The organism is Allobosea vaviloviae, from assembly GCF_001298265.1.
In the GTDB taxonomy this organism is placed as follows: domain Bacteria; phylum Pseudomonadota; class Alphaproteobacteria; order Rhizobiales; family Beijerinckiaceae; genus Allobosea; species Allobosea vaviloviae_B.
On sequence record NZ_LGSZ01000028.1, the window covers coordinates 307,382 to 327,471 of the forward strand.

A 20,090-nucleotide genomic window follows, 5' to 3' on the forward strand; every position below is an offset into this window, starting at 1 on the left:
TGGAAAATCGGGGGAGAGACCGCCTCAAGCCGTTGCCGCCAACCCCGCCCGCGCCATCGCCGAGGCCTGGTCGGCCGCAACGGTCTCGATCTTGAAGCCCTCGATTTCCGCCTCGAACAGCCGGTGGAAATTCAGCTCGGCGTCGAGATGCAGGAACACCCCGCCGAGCCCGATCGCGGCCCGGTCCATGAAGACGAATTCGCGCGGCACCTTGACCGGCCCGCGCATCTTCAGCGCCTGATGCACCTCGAAGGCCTGCCGCCGGCCATATTCCGCCGGGCTGACGCCCTCGGCGATGCGCCTGACGCGGTCCTCCAGCAGCGGCCCGTAGATGAAGCGCGCCCAGATGTTGAGCGTGTCGACCAGCTCCTTGGTCAGCCCCTTGAAGCCCCAGGTCTCGTAGGCATGGACGACGCGCGCCTCGTCGCCCTCGAGCAGGCCGCGATAGAGATCGACGACGCCGCCGACGAAGGACGGCGGGAAGATGCGGATGCAGCCATAGTCGAGCAGGTTGATGCCCTGGGGCGCACCGTCCTCGGAGAAGACGGTGTAGTTGCCCAGATGCGGGTCGCCATGGATGACGCCGTGATGGCTGAAGGGCCGCCACCAGGCCTTGAACATCGCCGTCGAAATCCGGTCGCGCGCCTGCTGGTCGTCCTGCTTGTGGGTCAGGATGCCGTCGCCCTCGAGCCAGCGCATGGTCAGGAGCCGCCGCGTCGAGAGCGAGACTTCGAGTGCCGGCACGCGAACCTCCGGCGTCGCCGCCAGCATCTCCTGATACAGCGCGATGTGCCGGCCCTCGCGCTGATAGTCGAGCTCCTCGCGGACGCGCGCGCCGATCTCCTTGGCGATCTCGCTGGTGTCGATCACCGGGTCCATGCGCCGGTGCAGCGCAAACAGGATGTCGAGCTGGGAGATGTCGGCCTCGACGGCCGATTCCATGTCCGGATATTGCAGCTTGCAGGCGAGCGCGACGCCCTCCAGCGTCGTCGCCCGATGCACCTGTCCCAGCGACGCCGCCGCCGAAGGCTGCAGCTCGAACGAGCCGAAGCGCTCGCGCCAGTTGGCGCCGAGTTCCGCCATCATCCGGCGCTTGACGAAGGCCGCGCCCATCGGCGGCGCCTGCGACTGCAGCTTCTGCAGCTCGGCGGCATATTCCGGCGGCACGACATCGGGAATCGTGGCGACGAGCTGCGCCACCTTCATGATCGGGCCCTTCAGCCCGCCCAGCGCCTTGGCCAGCGCCTCGGCATTGGAGGCGTTGCGCCCCTCCATCCCGAACAGCCGGGCGCCCGCAATCCGCGCCGCCACCCCGCCGACATTGGCCCCGACACGCGCATAGCGCGCCGCACGGGCGGAAAAGCGATTGGCTTCGGAGTCGTGCTCGGACATGGGGCTCGGGTGTTAGAGACCAAGAACTTTTAACGATGTAAGACGCGCTGTCGCCAACACCAGTGCGGCAAACACGTCGAATGTGAAGGGAGCATGCTTGAAATTGGTCTTTGAACCCACGGGCCGGACCTTACATGCGCCTTATCAGGCTCTTGCACCATATCATGGCCGTCTCTATTGCCCAGTTAGTTTGCTGGGGCGTCAGCGTTGGCATCTCGGCCTGCCCGGGTCCGTGCGCAAATGGGTTTCTTACGTCGCTGAACATTTTGGTAAGAAGCTCTCCCTCCCAAACGTCAATAAAACGCCCATTTGCTTTGCTCATCAGATTATCAACGTAATTGGCCGCGCCTTTCTCGGTGCCCTTTGTCCAACCTTTTACGTCGCTGATAATTTTTATGCAGCTTTCGACCGCGCTGACAGCATGAAACGCGGCGGTTCGATCTCCCTTATCACGTCGGTCAATGGATTCTTTTATTTGAATGTCCACATTCTTCCATCGCGGATCATTGACCAATTCCCAAAAAGGTTTCTCGACAAATGTCCCGATCAATTCGTCATCAGACAATTGCAGCAATCCATTGTGGAAATTCAATTTATATCGAGCAAGCCTAAGACGCTCATTTAAATCTTTTACCAACTCCTGAAATGCGGCGTTAATACGAGCATTATGCGCTATTATTCCGTCCACCTGAAGGCCCGGAATCTTCAATGATCTAGCCAATCTATGAAACTCATCGTTAGATTTGGCCTTTGCAATGGCAGCAGGCAAATCTGCGTTAGCAGATTTAATTTGCTGCCAACGGAGTTGGAATCCAATCTCGACGAGGCTGAGCCGCTCTTTCACCCAAGCGTCACCCTGGCTCAGGTCAGGAGGCATCTTGATAAGATAGTTTTTGCAGATATTGGAATAATTAAAAGTATGCGCGATAGTATTTTCGTTGCCATTCCATTTAGTTTTTTGCCACCAAAATCGATCGCTTAGATAATCTCGCCCAACCTCCAATGCCATCTTATCGTGCACTATCTTGAGATATTCTTCGCTCCTCTCCGAAGCCGTATCTGATGATTGGCCAAGCCACAGCGGGTCCATCATCATGACGGCCGCTTGGTTCATAAAGCGCCTATCCTCCTCAAAGTATTGGTTTCGTATCTGCACATTGGAATATCTACGGGCAAAAATATCCGTAATCACCGCTGTCACTCCTATGTTGACGGACTTTCCACAGCACAACGGGATTTTAGATCGAAAGCTGTTTATCCTGAGCCGCCAACTCCGCCCTCACCTCAGCCAAGCTGGCCACGCGCCCGCCCGCCGCCTCGACCAGCCTCGCCGTCTCCGCCACCAGCGCCGCATTGCTCCGCTCGCAGCCGAACGGCGCATCCTCCAGCCCGGCCCGCACATGCACCCCGCGCGCGACCGCCGCCGGGATCAGCCCGGTGAGATCGACGCCCAGCCCCGCGATCATCACCGGCGCATCGGGCGCGTCCTCCGCCAGCAACCTGAGATGCGCGTCGAGCGCCCAGTCGCGCGGCGGGAAGCCCCAGGCGAAGGCGTCCGAGAACATCAGCCGGTAGATCGGCGTCGGCAGTCCGGGATAGGCCTTGGCCAGCGCTGCCCCCAGCCGCGTGAAGCCGGGCTCGTAGATCGCATAGCTCGGATGGATCTTGTGGGCCTGCGCCACCGCCATGCCCTCGCGGATATGCTCGCCGGGGTTCTGGTAGATGAAGCCGGGCTCGCCCTCGGGGATGCCGGCGAAGGTCGTCCAGTTGCAGGAGCCGGGATCGAGCACGCCCCATTCGGCGAGCCCGCGCTTGGCCAGTTCCTCCAGATGGGTGTAACGACCCGAGCCGATCATGTCCCCCGCATAGCCCGAGCCGAGGATCGGGATCGTCGGATAGACGATGGCGTCGACCTTCGCGCGGATGCCCTCGATCGCCTGGGCGTAGAGCTCCCAATCGTCGCGCTGCCGGCCGGTCTCGACGTCGTAGACATGCAGATGAACGATCGCAGCGCCCGCCTCGACCGCCGCGATCCCGTCCGCGACGATGTCGGGAATCGTGATCGGGATGCCCGGCTGGCGCTCTTTGCCCCAGGGGCCGTTGATCGCGGCCTCGATCCAGATGGGCTTGGTCATCGCACGCTCCTCATGCCGGCGCATCCTTGGGCCAGTTGTCGCGAATCCAGCGCGTCAGCCCGTCCTCATCGACCTCGCCGGCAGCGAGCGCGAGGATGGCGGCGGCGGCCATGGCCTGGGACGGCGCGAACGGAATGCCGTTGAACCGCAGAAAGGTCATCATCGCGAGGAAGGCAGCCCGCTTGTTGCCGTCGATGAAAGGATGGTTTCGCGCGAGCCCGAACGCATAGGCCGCGGCCAAGGCCGCGAGATCGGTCTCGCCATAGGCGAAGCGGTTGATCGGTCTGGCGACCGCGGATTCGAGCAACCCCTGATCGCGTATGCCCTCGGGTCCGCCATAGATCGCCAGTTGCTCAGCGTGCATATCCTGGATCGTCTCGACGCTCAGCCAGAGCGGCTCCGTCATTTGGCCAGCTCACGCATTGTATCGGCGTAGTCCTTCATCACCTGACGTGCGATCGCCATGGCCCGGGCATGTGTGTCGTCGTGGCGCTGCAAACGGACTCCGCCTTCCGGCTGCCGCACGAACTCCAGCCGGTCGCCTTCCGCGAAACCAAGCTGTGCGAGCAACTCCTTGGGCAGGATGAGGCCAACCGAGTTCCCGATTTTGCGAAGCTGCAGAACGGCCGCACTGTCGGTGGCCGGCTTGACGGTCTCGTTCATGGCATATCTCCAACCGCGTTATACAGAATGTATAACGCGAAACGAGGATGGTGGCTACGATCATCGCCGTATCCTTGTTCCTCGTTGCCAATCCATGTCGTGGTCCGTCTAATCAAGCCCTTGATGGATAAGGTTACAGATGCTTCAGCGCCACGCGACCTACGCCGAGACCTTCGACAGCTTCCGCTGGGCAATCCCCGAGCGCTTCAACATCGGCGTCGCCTGCTGCGACCGCCATGCCAATGGCACGGCCAAGCCGGCGCTGATCTATGAGGACGAGGCGACCGGCGTCGCCACCCTCAGCTTCGACGACCTCAAGCGGGCCTCGAACCGCATCGCCAACATGCTCCGCGGCCATGGCATCGGGGCGGGCGAACGCGTCGGCATCCTGCTGCCGCAGCGGCCCGAGACGGCCATGGCGCATCTTGCCGCCTACAAGCTCGGCGCCATCGCGCTGCCGCTCTTCATCCAGTTCGGCCCCGAGGCGCTGGAACACCGGCTCCAGCACAGCGGCGCGGCGGCGCTGATCACGGATGCCGAGAACCTCCCCAAGATCGAGGCGATCCGCCATGCCCTGCCAGATCTCAGGCGCATCTTCGTCGTCGATGGCGCGGGCGGCACTCTCGATCTCGCGGCCGAGATGGCGAAGGCCTCCGACGATTTCGCAGCCATCGACACCCGCGCCGACGATCCCGCCGTGATCATCTACACCTCCGGCACCACCGGGAAACCGAAGGGCGCGCTCCATGCCCACCGCGTCCTGCTCGGCCATCTGCCCGGCGTCCAGATGCCGCAGGACTTCTTCCCGCAACCGAGCGACCTGTTCTGGACCCCGGCCGACTGGGCCTGGATCGGCGGGCTGCTCGACGTGCTGCTGCCGAGCCTCTTTTTCGGCGTGCCGGTGCTCGCCTCGCGGGCCCGCAAGTTCGATCCGGAGGCCGCCTTCGCGCTGATCGCGCGGCATCGGGTGCGCAACGCCTTCCTGCCACCCACCGCGCTGAAACTGATGCGCCAGGTCCGCGATCCCCGCCGCTTCGGCCATGGCCTGCGCTCGATCGGCAGCGGCGGCGAGACGCTCGGCGCCGACATGCTGGACTGGAGCCGCGAGACCTTCGGCTTCGCCGTCAACGAGTTCTACGGCCAGACGGAGGCCAACCTGCTGGTCGCCAATTGCGAGAGCCTGTTCCCGATCAGGCCGGGCTCGATGGGGCGCGCCGTGCCGGGCCACCGCGTCGCGGTGATCTCGCCCGAGGGCAGCGAACTCCCGCCCGGCGAAACCGGACTGATCGCGGTGGCGCGGCCCGATCCGGTGATGATGCTCGGCTACTGGAACGATCCCGGGGCGACGGCAGCCAAGTTCGCCGGCGACTGGCTCGTCACCGGCGACACAGGCACCTGCGACGAGGACGGCTATCTCTGGTTCCAGGGCCGCGACGACGACATCATTTCCTCGGGCTCCTATCGCATCGGCCCCGGCGACATCGAGGACTGCATCATCCGCCACCCCGCCGTGCTGATGGTCGCGGTCGTCGGCGTGCCCGATTCCATCCGCACCGAGATCGTCAAGGCCTTCGTGCTGCTGAAGCCGGATGCGGTTCCCAACGAAGCGCTGGCCGCCGAGATCCAGGCCTTCGTGCGCGACAGGCTGGCCGCCTATCAGTATCCGCGCCATGTCGAGTTCGTGACGGAACTGCCGATGACCGCGACGGGAAAGATCCGGCGGAAGGATTTGAGGGACATGGAGGCCGCGCGGAGGCGGCAAGGGCAAGCGGGGTGAAAGGCGTCATGCTCGGGCTTGCCCCGAGCAGCTCTGGCCGGAGGAGGCCTGCGGCGCTAACGGCCTGAGATTCTCGGGTCTGCGCTTCGCTTCGCCCGAGAATGACGGGCCCCAGCGCGCGCGCCTATCCGACCTCCAGCACCAGCTCGAAGGTCATCAGCACCGGGTTGTCGCCACGCCGATAGCGCCCCTTGGCCATCGCGCCGGTGTAGTCGACCAGCGCGACATCGACCTGCGCCTCCGGTCCCGCTCCGTCATCCACGATCAGCCCAGTCGTGATCGCAACCTCGGTGGCGAAGTTCTCGACCACCCCGCCATCCTCGAAGCGCGCGCCGATGGTCGAGCCGACGCCGCCATGGATCGTCGCCCGAGCAATGCCGCGCTCGGCACAGAACGCTTCCAGCGCGCCGCAGAAATCGACGTTCGGCTTCACCCTCAGCGCGAAGAAGCGCCCTTCGCGCGTCGCGCCCAGCAGCTCGGACGGCTTCGGCCCGAACAGCTTGAAATGCGTCTCGGGATCGGGCTCGGCCAGGAAGGCGGCGCCATCGAGCCCGACGGCCTGCAGCGTGATCGCCTCGGAGACGATCGTCTCGTCGGGCAGGATATGGCCGCCACCGCGCCGCCCGTCGCACTCGACCCAGAGCGCATGGGCGTGGAAGAAAGGCGCGCCGTCGCGCAGGCCGAAGGTCATCGCGCCCAGCTCGATGCGGGCGACGCCAGCCGGCCGGAACGTGTCGGTGTAGAAGGCGGCATGCTCGGGCGTCTGCGACAGCGCCGGCATGACATAGGCGAAGGGCGAGAGCGCCAGCCCGTCGAGCTTCACCGTCCCGCTAACGAAGCCGGCCGCCGCGAAGCTGCGCCTGACCGCCTCCAGCAGCGGCAAGCCGGCTTCCAGCGTCATCGGGAAGCGCAGGCCGTGGCACTCCGCCCACTGGATGCGGCCGGGCGTCTCCGGCCCGGGCTGCTGGATGCGCCTCACGAGCCCTGCCCCCTCAGCCAGTCCAGCTGTCCGCGCGCTTCCAACTCATCGCGCACGAGGCGTTTGGGCACCTTGCCGTATCCGGATTTCGGCAGCGCCTCCCAGAAGAAGAAGCGCTTGGGCATCTTGTAGCGGGCGATCTTCTCCGACAGGAACCCGGCGATCTCCGCCTCGTCGGCCCGGGTCCCGCCGCGGCAGACGCAGACCGCGACGCCGATCTCGCCCCAGACCGGATCGGGCAGGCCGAGCACCGCGACCTCGGCGATGGCGGGATGGGTCAGGATCTTCTCCTCGATCTCGCGCGGATAGATGTTCGAACCGCCGGAGATGTACATGTCGGACGCGCGGCCGGTGATGTAGACGAAGCCCTGCTCGTCCATGTGCCCGAGATCGCCGGTGCGGAACCAGCCGTTCCGGAACGACTTCGCATTGGCCTCGGGGTTGTCGTAATAACCGGCGAAGACGGCAGGGCCGATGACGCAGATCTCGCCCTGGACGCCGGTCTCGACCTCGCGGCCCTCGTCGTCCTGGATCTGCACCTGCATCGCCGTGCGGGCATAGCCGCAGGTCCCGATCCGCGCGTGCGGCCCGTCCTCGGCGACATGCAGCGAGGGCGGCAGCACGGTGATGTTGCCGGTGACTTCGCCCAGCCCGAAATACTGCACCAGTACCGGCCCGAGCGTGGCCAGAGCGCGCTTCTGGTCCTCGCGATACATCGGCGCGCCCGCATAGATGACGTAGCGCAGGCAGGAGTGATCGTGCTGCTCGACGGCTGGATGCTCGACCAGCATCTTCAGGATCGTCGGCACCGTGAACAGGCTGGTGACGCGGTGGCGGGCGATCAGCCGCCAGGCCTCGTCGATGTCGAAGCGCTCGGTCGGCAGCAGGATCGAGGCCGCCCCGCGCGCCGCCAGCATCAGCTGATGCACGCCGGCGCCATGCGAGAGCGGTGCCACCACCAGCGAGGAATCGGCTTCGGTCGTGCCCGGCACGAGGTCGCAGAGATGGTTGGTGATGACGAAGCCCATCTGGCCATGGGTCAGCACCGCGGCCTTGGAGCGCCCGGTGGTGCCCGAGGTGAAGAAGAACCAGCAGGGGTCGTCATGCTCGACGGCGACATCCGCGACGCGCTCGCCGAGATGGCGCGCGATCACCGCGCCGACCTCGTCGCTCCCGAAGCTGCCCGGGCCGATCCGCCAGGTGAACTCCGGTGCAGGCGAAGCCGCCGCGACCGCCGCCGCATGGTCGGGAAAATCGCCATGGCAGAGGAAGGCCTTCGCCCCCGAGGAGGTCGAGAGATAGGCGACCTCGTCCGGCAGCAGGCGGAAATTGGTGGGCACCCAGACCGCGCCGAGCCGGAAGGTCGCGAACATCGAGGTAAACATCGCGTCGCAGTTCTTGGAATGAACCAGGACACGGTCGCCCTTGCCGATGCCGCGTGCCCTCAACCCCGCTGCCAGCGCCGAGACCTGCGCGTCAAGCTGCGCCCAGCTCAGCGTCAGCCCGCCCCAGATGAAGGCCGGATGGTCGGCCAGCCGCCGCCCGTTCTGCGCGGCGATATGGCCGAGATTCATCACCTGCCGCGTCATCGGCACGACGCCGCCTGGGGGGCCGGGGGCTTTCGTTTCGGTCATGTCAGTCTTCCTCGACGAGAACGCGCCGTCATCCCGGGCGACCGCAGGGAGACCCGGGATGACGGCGCACGATGAAATCGGACGATGCGGGCGAATGAGCTGCCGTATGACCCCATCACGCCCGCCTTGCCTCGAGAGGCACAGCGGCCGGCCGGCCCGCTTCGCTCGTCGCCTTGCGCCCCGGCACGAACATCTCGGCCAGCAGCCGCTCCATTCGGGCAACCTCCTGCGCGAGGTGACCGGCCAGTTCGTCCTGTCGCGCAGGCTGCATGCGGCTGTCGATCGCCGCCAGGCTGAGCGCCCCGGCGACGCGCCCGTCCGGATAGCGGAACGCCATGCCGAGCCCCCAGGAACTCGCGACGAGCCGGCCGGGATTCAGGGCGAAGCCACGCTCCCGCGCCGCGGCCAGGTCGGCGCGGATCACGTCGGGCGCAAAGCCGGGATAGCGCGTCGTCAGGACGGACCCGTTGGCTGCCATCAGGCGGTCCACATCGTCGTCCGGCATCGCGGCGAGAAGCGCGAGCGAACCGGCACCGACGCCGAGCGGATGCTGATCTCCCGTCTGCAGGGCATGCGTGCGCACCGGATAGGTGCCCTCCTCGCGATGCAGGCAGACGCAGTAATTGTCGCGCCTGACCGAAAGGAAGCTCGTATCCATGGTGACGGCCGCGAGGCGCCGCAGACTCTCCATCGCCAGGTCGAGCAGCCCGTGGCGGCGCGCCGCCAGCACGCCCAGCACGAAAGCCTCCTCGCCCAGGCAGTAATGCCGCGTCTGCGCCTCCTGCTCGACGAGTCCGGCGCGCATCAGCGCCAGCAGCAACCGCCGCGCCGTCGGCTTGTTGAGGCCGCTGCCCGCGACGATCTCGGCGAGCGGCAGCCCGCCGGCCGGCTCGCGGCCGATCAGCGCCAGCAGCCGCAGGGCGCGGTCGACGCTCTGCGAACCGGACAGTCCCGCGCTCGTCTGGCTGATGGGCTTCACCTTGGCTTCCTCAAGCCGATCCACGATATGGACCTTATTTTTGTTCATGAAGCCTAGATCGACCCTTTGCGGATTGCAATGCAGGGCTTGTCGTGTAATCTCCCGGCCAACCTGATGTGATTTCGATCACAGTATGGACCGCGCCGACGGCTGCTCGACAAGCCAACAAGATCGGCGCGCATGGGAGGAAGAACCGATGTCGACGCAGGCAACCCGCAAGGGCGAAGGCTCCGTGCCCGCCATCATGGCGCCGCTGGCTGACCTGATGGTCGCCATGCCCTGCGCCATCGCGCGCGGTTGAGCGCGACGATGGTCGACGTCGCCGACAGGATCGCCCTTCCCGAAGCGCTCACGGAGCTCGAGGACGTCCGCCCGGGCTCCCCGTTCATGCGCCCCGTCGAGCTCGTCGCGGCCGCGCTGGTCGCGCTGATCATTGGCGTGCTGCTGCTCGGCGTCACCTCACGCTATGTCTTCTCGCTGCCGGTGATCTGGATCGACGAGGTCGCCTCGATCTCGTTTCTTTGGCTCGCCATGCTCGGCGCCGCCATCGCCATCGACCGCAACGAGCATCTGCGGCTGACGCTGTTCGTCGGCATGATGCCGGAGCGCCTGCGCGGCTTCGCCAATACCTTCGCGCTGCTCGTCGTCGCGGCCTTCCTGCTGGCGATGGTCTGGCCGGCGATCGACTATGCCATCGAGGAGAGCTTCGTCACCTCAGCCGCGCTGAACATCCCCAACAGCTGGCGCGTCTCGGCCATCGCCACCGGCATCGTCCTGATGACGCTGCTGGCGCTGCGCCATGCCTGGCGCACCGCGACGCTGCGCGACTTCATCCTGGCGAGCGCCCTCGTCATCGCCATCGGCATCGCGTTCTGGCTGCTGACGCCGACCTTCAAAGGGCTCGGCTACGGCAACATCCTGATCTTCCTGCTCGGCGTGGTGGCGCTCTGCCTGGTCGCCGGCGTGCCGATCGCCTTCTGCTTCGGCATGGGCACGCTCTGCTTTCTGATGTTCTCGACCAGCGTGCCGATGATCGTCATGGTCGGGCGCATGGACGAGGGCATGTCGAGCATCATCCTGCTCTCGGTGCCGATCTTCGTGCTGCTCGGCTGCGTCTTGGACGCGACCGGCATGGGCAAGGCGATCGTCGATTTCCTCGCCTCGATGCTGGGCCATGTCCGCGCCGGCATGTCCTATGTGCTGCTCGGCTCGCTCTTCCTGGTGTCCGGCATTTCCGGCTCGAAGGTCTCGGACATGGCGACGGTTGCGCCCGCCCTCTTCCCGGAGATGAAGCGGCGCGGCTACCAGCCCAAGGAGCTGATCGCCCTGCTCTCGACCGGCGCGGCCATGGCCGACACGGTGCCGCCCTCGATCGTACTGATCGTGCTCGGCTCGGTCGCGGGCGTGTCGATCGCCGGCCTGTTCAACTCCGGCTTCGCCATCGCCATGGTGCTGCTGCTGGCGCTGGCCATCCTCGCCCGCTGGAAGGCGCGCCATGAGGACATGACCGGCGTGCGCCGCGTCTCGCTGGCCGTCATCGGCAAGACCGCGCTGATCGCCGGCCCGGCGCTGGTCCTGCCCTTCATCATCCGCGGCGCCGTCGGCGGCGGCATCGCCACCGCCACCGAAGTATCGACCATCGCCGTGCTCTACGCGCTGGTCATCGGCATGATCCTCTATGGCGGCATCAGCCCCAGGAAGTTCTACGCGATGTTCGTCGAGACCGCGGCCCTGTCGGGCGCGATCCTGATGATTCTGGGCACCGCGCTCGCGATGGCCTGGGCCCTGACGCAGACCGGCTTCGCCCGCGACCTCGCGACCTTCATGGCCGGGCTGCCGGGCGGCTGGATCACCTTCATGGCGGTCACGATCGTCGTCTTCATGATCCTCGGCTGCGTGCTCGAGGGCCTGCCGGCCATCGTGCTGATGGCCCCGCTGATGTTCCCGATCGCCAAGAATCTCGGCATCAACGACGTGCACTATTCGATGGTGGTGGTCACCGCGATGAACATCGGCCTGATGACGCCGCCGATCGGCATCGGCTTCTACATCGCCTGCAAGATCGGCAATGTCTCGCCCGACGAGGCGATGGGGGCGATCTGGCCCTATCTGATCGCGTTGCTCGCCGGCCTCGTCATCATCGCGCTCGTGCCGGGCATCTCGACCTGGGTGCTTTGAAGGGACGCTTCTTTTTATGCTCACCCCCTCCGTCATTCCGGGCAAGCGAAGCGCAGACCCGGAATCCATGCCGGAACGCGGCTTCCGGAAGGTTCAGGCATGGATCCCGGATCGGCGCCGCTATCGCGGCTTGTCCGGGATGACGACCGATAGTGGAATGACAGTCCTCTAACCCAGTCTCGACACGACCAAAACAAAACACCACGGGAGAAACGACCATGACCATCTCACGCCGCACCCTGCTGCAGGGCACAGCCGCCGCCTCGGCGATCGGCACCTTCCATATCGGCTCGGCTTCCGCGCAGACGCCCGAATTCACCTACAAATACGCCAACAACCTGCCCCTCGCGCACCCCATGAACATCCGCGCCAACGAGGCGGTCGAGAAGATCAAGGTGGAGACCAAGGGCCGCGTCGCGATCCAGATCTTCCCCAACAACCAGCTCGGCTCCGACACCGACATGCTGAGCCAGGTCCGCTCGGGCGGCGTCGAGTTCTTCACGCTCTCGCCGCTGATCCTCTCGACGCTGGTGCCCAACGCCTCGGTCTCCGGCATCGGCTTCGCCTTCCCGAACTATGACGCCGTCTGGAAGGCGATGGACGGCGAACTCGGCGCCTATGTGCGCGGCCAGATCGGCAAGGCCAACCTCGTCGTCATGGACAAGATCTGGGACAACGGCTTCCGCCAGATGACCTCGTCGACGCGCCCGATCAACACCCCCGACGACCTCAAGGGCTTCAAGATCCGCGTGCCGGTCTCGCCGCTCTGGACCTCGATGTTCACCGCCTTCCAGTCCTCGCCGGCGAGCATCAACTTCGCCGAGGTCTACACCGCGCTGCAGACCAAGGTCGTGGACGGCCAGGAGAACCCGCTTGCGATCATCTCGACCGCGAAGCTGTTCGAGGTGCAGAAATACCTCTCGCTGACCAACCACATGTGGGACGGCTTCTGGTTCCTCGGCAACAAGCGCGCCTGGGAGCGCCTGCCGGAGGATCTGCGCGCGATCGTCGCCAAAAACCTCAACGCCGCCGCCGAGCTGGAGCGCGCCGACGTCGCCAAGCTCAATGCCGGCCTGCGCGAGGACCTCGTCTCCAAGGGCATGACGGTCAACGACACCAAGGCCGATCCCTTCCGCGACGCCCTGCGCAAGGCCGGCTTCTACGCCGAGTGGAAGAAGAAGTATGGCGACGAAGCCTGGGCCATCCTGGAGAAGGCCGTCGGCGGCTCGTTGAGCTGACCAGCCGCCAGCCGTCATTGCGAGCGCAGCGAAGCAATCCAGACTGAAGCGCTCTGCCGCTCTGGATTGCTTCGTCGGCTGCGCCTCCTCGCAATGACGGCCCGTTTCCGCAACTGATCGAAGAGCGTCCACCATGGCCGACCGGCTCAAGGGCAAGATCGCCATCGTCTTCGGCGCCGGTTCCTCCGGCGAGGGCTGGGGCAACGGCAAGGCGGCCGCTGTCGCCTTCGCCCGCGAGGGCGCCCGCATCGCCTGCATCGACATCAGCCAGGCGGCGGCCGACGAAACGGCCGCGATCATCAATGGCGAGGGTGGCATCGCCATCGCACTGGCCGCCGACGTCACCCAGCAGGCCTCGATCGATGCGGTGGTGGCAGCCACCATGACGCGCTTCGGGCGCATCAACATCCTCCACAACAATGTCGGCGTGACCCATATGGGCGGCCCGGTCGAGCTCTCCGAGGATCAGTTCCAGGCGGCGATCGACCTCAATCTCGGCCCGGTCTATCGCTGCTCCAAGGCCGTGATCCCTCATATGCTGGCCGGCGGCGGCGGCGCGATCGTCAACATCTCCTCGATCGCGGCGATCCGCTGGGTCGGCTACCCCTATTTCGCCTATTACGCGACCAAGGCCGCCGTGAACCAGGCGACCGTGGCGCTCGCCATGCAGTACGCGCGGCAGGGCATCCGGGCGAACTGCATCATGCCCGGGCTGATCGACACGCCGATGATCTACAAGCAGATCTCAGCGCAATACGCCTCGGCAGACGAGATGGTCGCCGCCCGCGACGCGCTCGTGCCGATGGGCAAGATGGGCACCGCCTGGGACATCGCCAACGCCGCCGTCTTCCTCGCCTCCGACGAGGCGAAGTTCATCACCGGAATCTGCCTGCCGGTCGATGGCGGCCAGACCTGCGGCGCGAGCGGGGTGGGGTGAGGCGCTGCCGTCATTCCGGGGCTTCGCGCAGCGAAGAGCCCGGAACCCAGAACCGATGGACGTCACACATCAGGCGCGCCTGATGGCAGCGCTCACTCGTCACGCGCATCGGTTCTGGGTTCCGGGCTCGCCCCTGCGGGGCGCCCCGGAATGACGGCGCCCTCACCCCCGCCTCGCGACCCAGTCCGCCAGCGGTCCCGCCAGCCCCACGCTCTCTTTCCCCGCCGGGCGCGCGAAGCTGCCGGTGCGCGCCTTGAGCGGGCGCAGCAGCGCCAGCGTCTCGGCCTGCTTCACCGCCGCCTGGACCTGGTCGATCACCGGCACCGGAATGCGCTCGCGCACCCTCAAAGCCAGCCCCGCCAGCGGCGCACCCGCCAGGATCACGACATCCGCCTGCGTGCTGGCAACCGCATCGTTGGCGAGCGCGACCAGCAGCTCCTCCTTCTCCTCCTGCACGTCGGAGATCGAGCGGAAGGCGCCGTCGAGCATGCGGATGCCGGCGCAGCGATCGGCCATGCCGTGCATATCCACGCATTCCTGGTACCAGGGTCCCAGCGCGCTCGCGAAGGTGACGATGGCGAAGCGCCGCCCGAGCATGCAGGCGGTCAGCATCGCCGCCTCCGCCATGCCGACCACGGGCACCTCGAACAATTCGCGCGCCGCAAACAGGCCGGGGTCGCCGAAGGCCGCGATCACCGCCGCATCGTAAGTGCCCGCCCTCTCCGCCAGCATCTCGAGCGCGATCGCCCCGCCGATCTGCGCCTCCGCCCGCGTCGAGATATAGGGGACGCCGCGCGTCGCGGTCGCGGGCACGATCTCGGTTCCCGGCGCCACGACCTGCGCGGCCGCCTCAAAGAGCCGGGTCGTCAGGCTCTCGCTGGTGTTGGGGTTCAGCAGCAGGATCTTCATCGTCACCGTCCCTATCGCCTTCGCAATCCCTGGCCTTCGCAATCCCTGGCCTTCACGTGCAACCGGGCCTGCGCCCCGTCAGACACGCCGCGCTTGCAGCCCGCGTGCCATGTTCGCGGCCGCAGGACCAGCCATGCCACGACCACGCGAGCGATATTCCAGCGATGGAACACTTGCTCCATTTCGCTGTCGCTGCCAGAACGATGGAGAATCGTTCCAGCGAGGCAGAGGCGTGACCGATGGATGACGGGTCGATCCCCGCGCTCCCCCGCGATTTCGACGGCCTGAGATCGCTGATCCTCGCCCGCCGCCAGTCGCTGCCCAAGCGCATCGCCCAGGTCGCCGCCTATGCGCTCGACAATCCCGACGAGATCGCCTTCGGCACGGCGGCCAGCATCGCCGATGCTGCGGGCGTCCAGCCCTCGACTCTGGTGCGATTCGCCCAGCATCTCGGCTTCGACGGGTTCACCAGCCTGCAGAGCGTCTTCCGCGAGCGGCTGCGCGAGCGCAATTCGAGCTATGAGGAGCGGCTCAACGCGCTGCGCGCCGATGTCGGCGGCAACGGCGCCAATCACCGCATCCTCGAAGGCTTCCTCACCGCCTCGGGCACTTCGCTCGACCTGATGGCGCGCTCGATCGACGAATCCGCGCTGGACCGTGCCATCGCGGCGCTCGCGGGCGCCGAAACCATCTATATCCTCGCACGGCGCCGCTCCTTTCCGATCGCGAGCTACATGGCCTATGCGCTCGGAAAGCTCGGCGTCCGCAACCAGCTCGTCGAATCGGCGGCCGGCCTGAGCCCGGAAATCCTCTCCTTCGCGACGAAGCGCGACGTGGCGCTGGCGGTCAGCTTCTCGCCCTATGCCGCCGAGACGATTGACGAGGCGCGGCTGCTCTTCGACCGCGGCGTGCCCGTCATCGCCATCACCGACAGCGCGTTCTCGCCGCTGGTCCAGTTCGCGACGCTCTGGTTCGAGGTCGCGGAAGCCGATTTCGGTGGCTTCCGCACGCTGTCGGCGACGATGGCGCTGTCGATGGCTCTGGCCGTCGGCATCGGCGAGGCGCGGCGGGACGGCAAGCCCGGCAAGGATCGCCCCAGAGGCAAATCGCCCCGGAGCTGAGCCCGGCCTCCTCCGGAAGATCGTCCACAATCAGGAACATACGTTCCGAATTGACTGTTCCATAGAATTATCATTTCATAGATGCGGTATCACCGGAGCCATGAGGCAACCGGCGGCCGTCGCGAGGCGTGGGCAGGGAAACCGGGAGACAGATATGGCGGGATCGCAGGGCGGACCATCGCAGGCGCTCGACGTCATCACCATCGGGCGCGCCTCGGTCGATCTCTACGGCCAGCAGATCGGCTCGCGCCTGGAGGACGTCGGATCCTTCGCCAAATCGGTCGGCGGTTGCCCGGCCAATATCGCCATCGGCACGGCGCGGCTGGGCCTGCGCTCGGCCCTGCTGACGCGCGTCGGCGACGAGCCCTTCGGCCGCTTCCTGCGCGAGCAGCTCGGCCGCGAGGGCGTGGCGCTCGACGGCCTGAAGACCGACCCGACCCGCCTCACCGCGCTCGCCATCCTCTCGGTCGAGAGCGACAAGAGTTTCCCGCTCCTGTTCTACCGCGAGAACTGCGCCGACATGGCGCTGGAGGAAGACGATGTCGACGAGGCCTTCCTCGCCACCGCGCGCGCCGTCGTCGTCACCGGCACCCATTTCGCCCGGCCCGGACCGGAGGCGGCACAGCGCAAGGCGATGCGCCTGATGCGGGCGCAGGGCGGCAAGGTCATCCTCGACATCGACTATCGCCCCAATCTCTGGGGACTGGCCGGCCATGATGCCGGCGACAATCGCTACATCGCCTCGACCGCCGTCTCCGAGCGCATGAAGGCGGTCCTGCCCGGCTGCGATCTCGTCGTCGGCACGGAGGAGGAGGTGCTGATCGCGTCGGGAGAGAGCGAATTGCTCGCCGCCCTGAAGACCATCCGCGCGCTGACGCCCGCCACCATCGTGCTCAAGCGCGGGCCGATGGGCTGCATCGTCTATGAGGGCGCGATCTCCGACGATCTGGAGGACGGCATTGTCGGCCGGGGTTTCCCGATCGAGGTCTACAACGTGCTCGGCGCCGGCGACGCCTTCATGTCCGGCTTCCTGCGCGGCTGGCTCGGCGGGGAGAGCCTGCAGACGGCCGCGAGCTGGGCCAATGCCTGCGGCGCCTTCGCCGTCTCGCGCCTGCTCTGCTCGCCGGAGAGCCCGACCTTCGCCGAGCTGCAGTATTTCCTTGCGAATGGCAGCCCGCATCGCGCCCTGCGCAAGGACGAGGCGATCAACCACATCCATTGGGCGACGACGCGCCGCCGCGATATTCCCTCGCTGATGGCGCTGGCCTGCGACCATCGCAGCCAGCTGGAAGACCTCGCCACGAAGCACGGCGCCGATCCCGCCCGCATCCGCGACTTCAAGGTGCTGGCGGTCAAGGCCGCCGCCCGCGTCGCCAGGGGCCGGCCCGGCTACGGCATGCTGCTCGACGATAAGCACGGCCGCGAGGCGATGTTCGAATTCGCCCGCCATCCCTTCTCCTGGCTCGGCCGCCCGGTCGAGCTGCCGGGCTCGCGCCCGCTGCGCTTCGAGACGAGCCAGGACATCGGTTCGCTGCTGCCGGAATGGCCGGTCGACCACTGCATCAAGGCGCTGTGCTTCTACCACCCGGACGACGAGCCCGCGCTGAAGCAGGCCCAGCAGGAGAAACTGCGGAGCCTGTTCGAGGCGGCGCGCAAGGTCGGCCGCGAATTGCTGGTCGAGATCATCGCCGGCAAGAGCGGGCCACTCGCCGACGACACCGTCGCGCGCGCCATGCAGGAACTCTACGCGCTCGGCATCAAGCCCGACTGGTGGAAGCTGGAGCCGCAATCCTCACCCTCCGCCTGGGCCGCGATCGAACAGACCATCGCGCAGCACGATCCCTGGTGCCGTGGTGTGCTGCTGCTGGGCCTCGACGCTCCGGCGGGAGAGCTGGAAGCAGGCTTCGCCGCCACCGCGTCAGCCCCCATCGTCAAGGGCTTCGCGGTCGGGCGCACCATCTTCATGAGCGCGGCGGAGGGCTGGCTTGCGGGCACGCTCGACGACGAGGCCGCCATCGCCGACATGGCCCGGCGTTTCGAGGCCCTGACCGGCCTCTGGCTTGCCACGCGCGGTCGCAAGGCGGCATAGCTGTCCGCCCCCGGAGACGTTTCATGACCGCCACCATCCGCCTCACCATGGCGCAGGCGCTGACGCGCTTCCTCAGCCGCCAGTTCACGCAGATCGACGGGAAGCGCCTGCCGATCTTCGGCGGCGTCTGGGCGATCTTCGGCCACGGCAATGTCGCCGGCCTCGGCGAAGCGCTCTGGCACGAGCGCGAGCGCCTGCCAACCTTCCGCGCCCATAACGAACAGGCCATGGCCCATGCGGCCATCGCCTATGCCAAGGCGAACATGCGCCGTCGCTTCATGGCGGCCACGACCTCGATCGGCCCCGGCGCGACCAATCTCGTCACCGCCGCCGCGCTCGCCCATGTCAACCGCCTGCCGGTGCTGCTGCTGCCGGGCGACGTCTTCGCCAACCGCATCCCCGACCCCGTCCTCCAGCAGGTCGAGGATTTCGGTGATGGCACGGTCTCGGCCAATGATTGCTTCAAACCGGTCTCGCGCTATTTCGACCGCATCACCCGCCCCGAGCAGATCATCCCGGCCCTGCACCGCGCCATGCAGGTGCTGACCGACCCGGCAGAATGCGGGCCGGTGACGCTGGCGCTCTGCCAGGACGTCCAGGCGGAAGCCTACGACTATCCGGAGAGCTTTTTCGAAGAACGCGTGTGGACGCAGCGCCGGCCCCGCGCCGACCGCGACGAACTGAAAGCAGCGAGCGAGGCGTTGAAGGCGGCGAAGAAGCCGCTGATCGTCGCGGGCGGCGGCGTGCTCTATTCCGGCGCCTCGGACGACCTCGCCCTCTTCTCGGCCGCGACCGGCATTCCCGTCTGCGAGACGCAAGCCGGCAAGTCCTCCCTGCCCGACGACACGCCGCTGAACATGGCCGCCGTCGGCGTCACCGGCACGTGCGCCGCCAACCGCCTCGCCACCGAAGCCGACCTGATCCTGGCCGTCGGCACGCGGCTGCAGGATTTCACCACCGGCTCCTGGGCCCTGTTCGGTGCTGCCGGCAAGACGATCATCGGCCTCAACGTCCAGTCCTTCGACGCCGGCAAGCACCGCGCACTGCCGCTCGTCGCCGACGCCCGCGAGGGGCTGACCGAGCTCTTCGCCGCGCTCGGCAACTGGCAGGCCCCCGAGAGCTGGACCGGCCTCGCCAAGGCCGGCAAGGCGGATTGGCGAAAGGACGCCGACGCGGCCACCGCCGCGACCAACGCCGCCCTGCCCTCGGATGCGCAGGTCATCGGCGCCGTCCAGCGCATGATGGGCTCAGACATCGTCCTGCTGCATGCGGCAGGCGGCCTTCCCGGGGAGTTGCACAAGCTCTGGCAGGCCGGCCCTCCCGGCTCCTACCACGCCGAATACGGCTTCTCCTGCATGGGCTACGAGATCGCCGGCGGGCTCGGCGCCAAGATGGCGCGGCCGGACAAGGAGGTCGTCGTCATGGTCGGCGACGGCTCCTACCTGATGATGAACTCCGAGATCGCGACCTCGGTGATGCTCGGCCTCAAGCTCACCATCGTCCTGCTCGACAATCGCGGCTTCGGCTGCATCAACCGACTCCAGAACGCGACCGGCAGCGCCTCTTTCAACAATCTGCTGAAGGACGCCCGGCACGAGACCCTGCCCGAGATCGACTTCGTCGCCCATGCCGCCAGCATGGGAGCGATCGCGGTCAAGGCAGCCTCGATCGCCGACCTCGAAGCCGCGCTCGCCCAGGCGAAGACGAACACCCGCACGACCGTGGTCGTCATCGACACAGACCCGCTGGTCTCGACCGGCGCCGGCGGCACCTGGTGGGACGTCGCGGTGCCGGAGGTCAGCGAGCGGGCGGAGGTCCGCACCGCGCGGGCAAGCTATGACGAGCGCCGCAAGCGGCAGACCATTGCAGATTAAGCGCGGGGAACCCCTCTCCTGTAAGGAGAGGGGCAGGGGTGAGGTGCTGGCCCCTGGACCCGTTCGCGCACCCTCACCGCAGCCGGCGGTCAGAGCTCGAATGAGACGTCCGACGGCCTACCCCTCTCCCTGCCCTCTCCCCATGGGAGAGGGTTCCCCGCGCCCGAGCCCATCGACCTGAGCCT

The 20,090-nt window shown here is 66.7% G+C and carries 16 protein-coding genes; 7 read left to right on the plus strand and 9 right to left on the minus strand.

Annotated features, from left to right (window positions below):
- Positions 1-24: 24 nt before the first annotated feature.
- The 5 genes from AE618_RS08150 to AE618_RS08170 form a co-directional block, all read right to left on the minus strand.
- Entirely contained in the window at positions 25-1,392 is a 1,368-nt protein-coding gene (locus AE618_RS08150) for an ABC1 kinase family protein (protein WP_054208536.1), read from the minus strand.
- A 130-nt stretch (positions 1,393-1,522) separates the two neighbouring features.
- Positions 1,523-2,584, minus strand: coding sequence for an AbiJ-NTD4 domain-containing protein (locus tag AE618_RS28445; RefSeq protein ID WP_197280718.1), 1,062 nt, complete (start codon positions 2,582-2,584; stop codon positions 1,523-1,525).
- A gap of 46 nt (positions 2,585-2,630) precedes the next feature.
- Entirely contained in the window at positions 2,631-3,527 is an 897-nt protein-coding gene (locus AE618_RS08160) for a 3-keto-5-aminohexanoate cleavage protein (protein WP_054208614.1), read from the minus strand.
- 10 nt (positions 3,528-3,537) lie between these two features.
- Positions 3,538-3,933, minus strand: coding sequence for a type II toxin-antitoxin system death-on-curing family toxin (locus AE618_RS08165; protein WP_054208537.1), 396 nt, complete (start codon positions 3,931-3,933; stop codon positions 3,538-3,540).
- Complete coding sequence (locus tag AE618_RS08170) at positions 3,930-4,190, minus strand: AbrB/MazE/SpoVT family DNA-binding domain-containing protein (RefSeq protein WP_054208538.1); 261 nt, start codon at positions 4,188-4,190, stop codon at positions 3,930-3,932. The genes AE618_RS08165 and AE618_RS08170 overlap by 4 nt, the downstream gene beginning before the upstream one ends.
- Positions 4,191-4,329: 139 nt before the next feature.
- Here AE618_RS08170 and AE618_RS08175 point away from each other — a divergent pair, with 139 nt between their 5' ends.
- The gene (locus AE618_RS08175; RefSeq protein WP_054208539.1) at positions 4,330-5,967 is read left to right on the plus strand and encodes an acyl-CoA synthetase; all 1,638 of its coding nucleotides are present in this window, start codon (positions 4,330-4,332) and stop codon (positions 5,965-5,967) included.
- 124 nt (positions 5,968-6,091) lie between these two features.
- On the opposite strand, the gene AE618_RS08180 is transcribed toward AE618_RS08175, so the two are convergent.
- The 3 genes from AE618_RS08180 to AE618_RS08190 form a co-directional block, all read right to left on the minus strand.
- Entirely contained in the window at positions 6,092-6,946 is an 855-nt protein-coding gene (locus AE618_RS08180; protein WP_054208540.1) for a PCC domain-containing protein, read from the minus strand.
- Positions 6,943-8,580 carry an acyl-CoA synthetase gene (locus AE618_RS08185; protein ID WP_082365086.1) on the minus strand — a complete coding sequence of 546 codons (1,638 nt, stop codon included), beginning with the start codon at positions 8,578-8,580 and terminating at the stop codon, positions 6,943-6,945. Before AE618_RS08185 ends, AE618_RS08180 begins: the two co-directional genes overlap by 4 nt.
- 115 nt (positions 8,581-8,695) lie before the next feature.
- Positions 8,696-9,607 carry an IclR family transcriptional regulator gene (locus AE618_RS08190; RefSeq protein ID WP_082365087.1) on the minus strand — a complete coding sequence of 304 codons (912 nt, stop codon included), beginning with the start codon at positions 9,605-9,607 and terminating at the stop codon, positions 8,696-8,698.
- Positions 9,608-9,856: 249 nt separating this feature from the next.
- Between AE618_RS08190 and AE618_RS08195 the strand changes: the two genes are divergently transcribed.
- The 3 genes from AE618_RS08195 (at position 9,857) to AE618_RS08205 (ending at position 13,912) form a co-directional block, all read left to right on the plus strand.
- Positions 9,857-11,737, plus strand: a complete 1,881-nt coding sequence (locus tag AE618_RS08195) for a TRAP transporter large permease subunit (protein WP_432704494.1) — start codon at positions 9,857-9,859, stop codon at positions 11,735-11,737.
- A 218-nt stretch (positions 11,738-11,955) separates the two neighbouring features.
- Positions 11,956-12,975, plus strand: a complete 1,020-nt coding sequence (locus AE618_RS08200) for a TRAP transporter substrate-binding protein (protein WP_054208542.1) — start codon at positions 11,956-11,958, stop codon at positions 12,973-12,975.
- 133 nt (positions 12,976-13,108) lie between these two features.
- Entirely contained in the window at positions 13,109-13,912 is an 804-nt protein-coding gene (locus AE618_RS08205) for an SDR family NAD(P)-dependent oxidoreductase (protein WP_054208543.1), read from the plus strand.
- Between the two features lie 162 nt (positions 13,913-14,074).
- Here AE618_RS08205 and AE618_RS08210 read toward each other — a convergent pair whose 3' ends face one another.
- The gene (locus tag AE618_RS08210) at positions 14,075-14,821 is read right to left on the minus strand and encodes an aspartate/glutamate racemase family protein (RefSeq protein WP_054208544.1); all 747 of its coding nucleotides are present in this window, start codon (positions 14,819-14,821) and stop codon (positions 14,075-14,077) included.
- Positions 14,822-15,060: 239 nt separating this feature from the next.
- Here AE618_RS08210 and AE618_RS08215 point away from each other — a divergent pair, with 239 nt between their 5' ends.
- The 3 genes from AE618_RS08215 to iolD all read left to right on the plus strand — a co-directional run bounded on the left by AE618_RS08215 (position 15,061) and on the right by iolD (position 19,905).
- Positions 15,061-15,942: a MurR/RpiR family transcriptional regulator gene (locus AE618_RS08215; RefSeq protein ID WP_054208545.1), complete on the plus strand. Its 882-nt coding sequence runs from the start codon at positions 15,061-15,063 to the stop codon at positions 15,940-15,942.
- 154 nt (positions 15,943-16,096) lie between these two features.
- Positions 16,097-18,031, plus strand: coding sequence for a bifunctional 5-dehydro-2-deoxygluconokinase/5-dehydro-2-deoxyphosphogluconate aldolase (locus tag AE618_RS08220; protein WP_054208546.1), 1,935 nt, complete (start codon positions 16,097-16,099; stop codon positions 18,029-18,031).
- A gap of 23 nt (positions 18,032-18,054) precedes the next feature.
- Positions 18,055-19,905, plus strand: coding sequence for a 3D-(3,5/4)-trihydroxycyclohexane-1,2-dione acylhydrolase (decyclizing) (iolD, locus tag AE618_RS08225; RefSeq protein WP_054208547.1), 1,851 nt, complete (start codon positions 18,055-18,057; stop codon positions 19,903-19,905).
- The last annotated feature ends 185 nt before the right edge of the window (positions 19,906-20,090 follow it).

Excerpts from the sequence above, each read along its gene's own strand:
- AE618_RS08190 (WP_082365087.1), bottom strand. The coding sequence starts at position 9,607 with ATGAACAAAAATAAGGTCCATATCGTGGATCGGCTTGAGGAAGCCAAG.
- AE618_RS08160 (WP_054208614.1), bottom strand. The coding sequence starts at position 3,527 with ATGACCAAGCCCATCTGGATCGAGGCCGCGATCAACGGCCCCTGGGGC.
- AE618_RS08170 (WP_054208538.1), bottom strand. The coding sequence starts at position 4,190 with ATGAACGAGACCGTCAAGCCGGCCACCGACAGTGCGGCCGTTCTGCAG.
- AE618_RS08205 (WP_054208543.1), top strand. The coding sequence starts at position 13,109 with ATGGCCGACCGGCTCAAGGGCAAGATCGCCATCGTCTTCGGCGCCGGT.
- AE618_RS08215 (WP_054208545.1), top strand. The coding sequence starts at position 15,061 with ATGGATGACGGGTCGATCCCCGCGCTCCCCCGCGATTTCGACGGCCTG.
- AE618_RS08150 (WP_054208536.1), bottom strand. The coding sequence starts at position 1,392 with ATGTCCGAGCACGACTCCGAAGCCAATCGCTTTTCCGCCCGTGCGGCG.
- AE618_RS08185 (WP_082365086.1), bottom strand. The coding sequence starts at position 8,580 with ATGACCGAAACGAAAGCCCCCGGCCCCCCAGGCGGCGTCGTGCCGATG.
- iolD (WP_054208547.1), top strand. The coding sequence starts at position 18,055 with ATGACCGCCACCATCCGCCTCACCATGGCGCAGGCGCTGACGCGCTTC.
- AE618_RS08175 (WP_054208539.1), top strand. The coding sequence starts at position 4,330 with ATGCTTCAGCGCCACGCGACCTACGCCGAGACCTTCGACAGCTTCCGC.
- AE618_RS08220 (WP_054208546.1), top strand. The coding sequence starts at position 16,097 with ATGGCGGGATCGCAGGGCGGACCATCGCAGGCGCTCGACGTCATCACC.
- AE618_RS08200 (WP_054208542.1), top strand. The coding sequence starts at position 11,956 with ATGACCATCTCACGCCGCACCCTGCTGCAGGGCACAGCCGCCGCCTCG.
- AE618_RS08210 (WP_054208544.1), bottom strand. The coding sequence starts at position 14,821 with ATGAAGATCCTGCTGCTGAACCCCAACACCAGCGAGAGCCTGACGACC.
- AE618_RS08165 (WP_054208537.1), bottom strand. The coding sequence starts at position 3,933 with ATGACGGAGCCGCTCTGGCTGAGCGTCGAGACGATCCAGGATATGCAC.